The 6,137-nt window shown below is 69.6% G+C and carries 2 protein-coding genes; both read left to right on the forward strand.

Annotated elements, in window-relative coordinates; translation table 11 throughout:
- Nucleotides 1-27 precede the first annotated feature (27 nt).
- Nucleotides 28-1,434, forward strand: a complete 1,407-nt coding sequence (locus UG56_RS12585; RefSeq protein WP_071327046.1) for an RDD family protein — start codon at nucleotides 28-30, stop codon at nucleotides 1,432-1,434.
- Between the two features lie 67 nt (nucleotides 1,435-1,501).
- A complete protein-coding gene (locus UG56_RS12590) occupies nucleotides 1,502-6,007 on the forward strand; it encodes an FtsK/SpoIIIE domain-containing protein (protein WP_045548178.1) in 4,506 nt (1,501 codons plus the stop codon).
- Nucleotides 6,008-6,137 lie beyond the last annotated feature (130 nt).

A 6,137-nucleotide genomic window follows, 5' to 3' on the forward strand; every position in this document is an offset into this window, starting at 1 on the left:
GGACATCGGGCGTAGGGAGTTCTTGCGGTGGAGATATGGGAGGTCGCCGAACACGACGACCGCATCGAGGGTCTCACCGCCGACGGGAAGCCGGACCCGGCCTACGCCGCGTCGCTCGGGCTGAAGGATGCTCCGCTGGGCCGTCGTGCGCTCGGTGCCGGCGTCGACATCGTCTGCTACGCGCTCCTGCAGATCCCCTATCTGGTCTTCACCCTCCCGCTGCTGCTGAAGCTGGCCCAGGGCAAGTTCGGCTTCGCCCGGTTCCTCAGCCACCCCGACTTCATGCTGGCGGCGATCGCCGGCGGCGCGACCATCCTGCTGAGCCTGATCTTCATCGTCCTCCAGATCGTCTTCCACGGCCGCCGCGGCGTCACGCTGGGCAAGGCCGTCGCCGGCGTCCGCTCGGTCAACGTCAAGACGCTCGAGCGGCCCGGGATCGGTCGTGCCTTCCTGCGCGCCCTGGTGCTGTGGGGCTCCGGGATCATCCCGATCGCTCCGATCGCCTTCCTCGCCTCCCCGCTCTTCGACAAGGAGAACCGCGGCCGAGGCTGGCACGACAAGGTCGCCGAGACCTGGATGGTCGACGTACGTGAGGGCCTCGACCCCTACGACGAGAAGCGGATGCGCATCGCCCGGAAGACGGTCGCGGCGGCGCCCGTCGCCGAGCGGAAGTCGCTGCCCTCGCTCAGCACCCCCAACGACCACGACGCCGGCAGCTACCGTCCCGCGGGCCGCGTCAGCGCCGGTGTGCTCGGGGTGTCCCGTCCGAAGGCGAAGCAGGAGGACCGCGGTGCCTCTCCCGGCGGTTCGCTCGCGACCCCGCCGTCCGGACCGGTGGCGCCGAAGCCGGTGACACCCTCCATCCCGGTATCGCGCGCGGTGCCGCCGCCCCACCAGGGCCAGACCGTGCCCCCGCCGCCCTCGACCCCGACTCCCACGCCGCACCCGACGCCCTACCCGACTCCGGCGCCGACTCCGACGCCCACCCCGGCGCCCACCCCGACTCCGACGCCGCACCCGACGCCGGCCCCGACTCCGACGTCGCACCCGACGCCGGCGCCGACGCCGCTGCCCACGTCCGGTGGCCAGCAGCCTCCGGTGCAGCCGCGCGAGCGGGGCATCATGCTCAAGGTCGACTCCGGTGAGCGGATCCCGGTCTCCGGTCTGGTGCTGGTCGGCCGCGACCCGGCTCTGACGGAGAACACGCTGGGTGCGCGCACCGTCTCGATCATCGACGTCTCGGTCTCGAAGACCCACATGTCCCTGCGTCCCAGCGGCGACGGCGTCGAGGTCACCGACCGGGGCTCGACCAACGGCACCGTGGTGATCCACGAGGGTGCCACCCGGCGGCTGAAGGCCTGGGAGCCGGTGCTGGCGCCGGTCGGCGCGATGATCCGCTTCGGTGACCGCTCGGCTCTGGTGCGCCGCGGGTGACCGCGGCCCCGGCTGCACCGTCGTGCAGCAGCATGATCTTTTCGCACGTTGACGAGGGGAACGAAGGATGAAGGTCAAGCTCACTCTGCACCGGCCCGGTGTCGCGCCTGCAGATGTGATCGTCACAGCTGACTCCACGGCCACCGCTGGTGACGTCGCTCGGCACATCGCCGACGCGGACCCGGCTCGTTCGATCATCGCGGGTGAGCACGACGTCCTGACCCTCGCAGTCGCCCCGCCGACCGCGGAGCGGATGGAGCCGCTCCAGCACGACATCCCGATCGGTGAGGCTCCGATCGGGTCCGGGTTCGCCGCTGCGGTGGTCAACCTGGGACCGGACAGCGAGGCGACCGGCTCGCGGCGTAAGAGCGTCGGCGTGCTGCGGGCGATCGACGGTCCGGTGCGCGGTCAGGCGTTCCCGCTGGTCACGGGCCACGCCTCGATCGGTCGCGGCCCCGAGAACGACATCGTGCTCGCCGACCCGATGGTCTCCAAGCGTCACGCCCGCATCGAGGTGGACCGCTCGGTCGAGCTGGTCGACCTCAACTCCGCCAACGGTGTCGTCGTCGACGGCACGCAGGTCTCCCGCGTACGTCTGGCGCCGGACACGCCCGTCGTCATCGGCAGCACGACGCTGGTCATGCAGCTCTCCCAGGACTTCCTCGACACGGTCGAGGACCCGGTGCTCGAGCGCGGTGGCGGCCTGCTCTTCAACCGCAGCCCGCGGGTCGACGTCCGCTACCCCGGCACCGAGCACCCGCCGCCGTGGATGCCGACCGAGATGCAGAAGAAGCTGTTCCCGTGGTTCGTGCTGATCGCGCCGATCATCATGGCGCTCGCGATCTACGCGATGACGGGCCGCACCCGGGCGCTGCTCCTGGTCGTGATGACGCCGATGATGGCGGTCGGCAACTACATCAACCAGCACCGTCAGGCCGGCGCGAAGCAGGACCACGAGATCGAGCTCTTCGAGCGGCAGTTCGAGAAGCTGGAAGAGGTCTTCTACCGCAGCAAGCCCGAGGAGGAGCTGGCCCGCAACGAAGAGGTCCCGCCGGTCGCGGAGGTCTTCGAGCAGGCGATGCAGCTCGGTCCGCGGCTGTGGACCCGCCGCCCCGAGCACTGGAACTTCCTGGCCGTACGTCTCGGCACCACCCGCGCTCTGTCCCGCAACACCATCGCGGAGCGCGACACCCAGAACGGCCTGCCCGAGTTCATCGAGCGCATCGACCGGCTGAAGGAGCGCTACAAGTACGTCGACGACGTGCCGCTCCTGGAGTCGCTGCCCGCGGTGGGCTCCGTGGGTGTCGCCGGCCCGGCCGGTCCGGCCGCGGACGCGATGCGTGGGCTCGCGGTGCAGCTCTTCGGTCTGCACGCTCCCAACGAGGTCGTGACCGTCGCCTTCGCCGACCCGGACTGGGTCGAGGAGTTCGAGTGGCTCAAGTGGCTGCCGCACACCACCTCGGAGACCAACCGGTTCAAAGACATGCCGCTGGCCGACTCCGCGCCGACGGCCAACGCGCTGCTCAGCGCGCTGGAGGAATACATCATGCGCGCCGGCCGGACCGCGGAGCACCGCGGCCCGTTCCCGGAGAAGTGGAACCCGATGCAGTACGGCACCGACGTCGCTCGGGCCGGCGAGGAGACCAACGCACGGGTGCAGGTCTCGATCATCGTCTTCGTCACCAACGACGCACCGGTGGACAGGGCCCGGCTGGTCCAGGTCCTCGAGCGCGGAGCCGATGTCGGCGTACACGCTGTCTTCATGTCCGCCACGGTCGAGGCGCTGCCGGCGGTGTGCCGCAGCTACCTGGACGTCAGCAACGGTCTGGAGCGCGCCACCGTCGGCCTGGTCCGCAACGGCGACCTCTACGAGGGCGTCACCGTCGAGGGCGTCTCCAACGCCTACATGGACATGTTCGCCAAGCGGCTCGCGCCGGTGGTGGACGCCAGCACCGTCGTCCACGACTCCTCCGACCTGCCCAACTCGGTCGGCTTCCTGTCGCTGGTCGGCAACGAGGTCGCCGAGGACCCGCACTCCGTCGTGGAGCGCTGGCGGCAGAACAACTCGATCATCGACCGCTCCGACCGGCCGCGCCCGCGGTTGAAGAAGGCCGGGAACCTGCGTGCCATCATCGGCCAGGGTGCCTCGGACGCGATGACGCTCGACCTGCGTACGCAGGGCCCGCACGCCCTCGTCGGCGGCACCACCGGTGCCGGTAAGTCCGAGTTCCTGCAGGCGTGGGTGCTCGGTATCGCCTCGGCGCACTCGCCCGACCGGGTGACGTTCCTCTTCGTCGACTACAAGGGTGGTTCGGCCTTCGCCGACTGCATCGAGCTGCCGCACTGCGTCGGTCTGGTGACCGACCTGAGCCCGCACCTCGTGCGCCGCGCCCTGACCAGCCTCAAGGCCGAGCTGCACTATCGCGAGCACCTCTTCAACCGGAAGAAGGCCAAGGACCTCCTCGAGCTGGAGAAGCGTCAGGACCCGGAGTGCCCGCCCGCGTTGGTGCTGGTCATCGACGAGTTCGCCGCGCTGGCCGGCGAGGTGCCGGAGTTCGTCGACGGTGTCGTCGACATCGCTCAGCGAGGCCGTTCGCTCGGCATCCACCTGATCATGGCGACCCAGCGCCCGGCCGGTGTCATCAAGGACAACCTGCGGGCCAACACCAACCTCCGTGTCGCGCTGCGGATGGCCGACGAGACCGACTCCAAGGACGTCGTCGACGACCCGATCGCGGGGACCTTCCCGCCGTCCATCCCCGGCCGCGGCATCGCGAAGACCGGACCTGGTCGCCTGACGCCGTTCCAGTCGGCCTATGCCGGCGGTTGGACGCGTGACGACGAGGTGGTCACCGCCGACGTGAAGGTGGCCGAGCTCAAGTTCGGTTCGATCACCGAGTGGGAGCCGGAGCGTCCGCCGGAGAGCGACTCGCACGACGAGGACCTCGGTCCCAACGACCAGAAGCGGATCGTGGCCAACCTGATCAAGGCCTCGGCCACCGCCGGTCTGATGACCCCGCGGCGTCCGTGGCTCGACGACCTGGCCTCGGTGGTCGACATGCGCGACCTGCCGCTGGAGGGGGACGGGCAGATCCTGCTGGGTCTCGCCGACATCCCGGAGCGTCAGCAGCAGAACGCGATCTACTTCAGCCCCGACCGCGACGGCTCCCTGCTCATCTTCGGGTCCTCCGGTTCGGGCAAGTCGACGCTGCTGAAGACGATCGCGACCGCCGCCGGCGCCCGTCCGGAGCTCGGGTCGGTCCAGGTCTACGGTCTCGACTTCGCCTCCGGCGCCCTCGGCGCCATCGAGCGTCTCCCGCACGTCGGCTCGATCATCGACGGCGACGACGCCGAGCGTCTGCAGCGGCTGATGCGCACCCTCGAGCGGGAGATGGACCGCCGCTCGGAGCTGTTCTCCAAGGCCGCTGCGGCGAACCTCACCGAATACCGTGAGATCGCCGACCAGTCGATGCCGCGCATCCTGCTGCTGATCGACAACTACCCCGAGTTCAAGAAGGAGTGGGAGATCGCCGCCGGTCGCGCGCCGTTCTACCAGTCCTTCATGCGGGTCCTCGGCGAGGGCCGTCCGCTCGGCATCCACGCGGTGATCACCGCCGACCGGTCCGGGTCCGTTCCGACGGCCGTCTTCGCGAACATCCCGCGCCGTGTCGTCATGCGGCTCTCCGACCCGAGCCAGTACGTGCTCGTCGGAGCACCCAAGGACGTACTCAACGAGCAGTCGGTGCCCGGCCGCGCCGTCGTCGACAAGGCCGAGGTGCAGCTCGCCGTGCTCGGCGGCACCACCAACGTCGCCGAGCAGACCAAGGCGCTCGACGAGCTGGTCTCCCAGCTCCGGGCACAGGGCGTACGGGAGGTCGGCGAGATCGGCGCCCTGCCGACGAAGATCCTCAGCCGGGATCTCCCTGCCCAGGCGAACGGCCAGCCCGTCTTCGGTATCTCCGACGACACCCTGTCGGCGCGCGGCTTCGACCCGATCGGCTCGTTCATCATCACCGGTCCGCCGCAGTCGGGTAAGACGAACGCCCTCAAGGCGCTCGTCGAGTCCGTCGAACGCTTCGACCCCGAGGTGAAGCTGTTCCACCTCGGCAGCCGCCGCGCCCTGCTCGGCGACTTCCGGCCCTGGGTACGCAGCGCCACCCGCCCCGACGACGAGAAGGCGCTCGTCACCGAGCTCGCCGAGATCGTCGCCGACGAGTCCTTCCCCGGCCGCATCATGATCGTCGCCGAGGACATGACCCACCTGGCCGACGGCCCCGCCGACCGCCCGATGCGCGCCCTGCTCCAGGCGATCAACAACTCCGACCACCTGTTCATCGGCGACGCCGACGTCACCCGTGCCGGCGGCGGCTCGGGTGTCATGGGTGAATGGAAGGCCGCGCGCCAGGGCATCGTGCTCAAGCCGGACACCTACGACGGCGACACGCTGTTCAAGGTCCCGTTCGGCAAGCTCAAGCGCACCGACTTCCCGGCAGGCCGCGGAATCTTCGTCCAGGCGGGTCGCATGGTGACCATGCAGATGCCTCTGGCGAGCGACTCCGAGAACTCCGCATGAATCTGACAACGAATTCCTTTTTACCCTTCACATGCTTGTGAAGGGTGGCCTACGGTGGCCAGCGGCGTTCCGACGGGCGTCACCTCATGAAAATCCCGGGAAAGGCAACAAGCGATGAGTGATTTCGGCG

Source organism: Nocardioides luteus (assembly GCF_000960475.2).
Classification (GTDB): Bacteria; Actinomycetota; Actinomycetes; order Propionibacteriales; family Nocardioidaceae; genus Nocardioides; species Nocardioides luteus_A.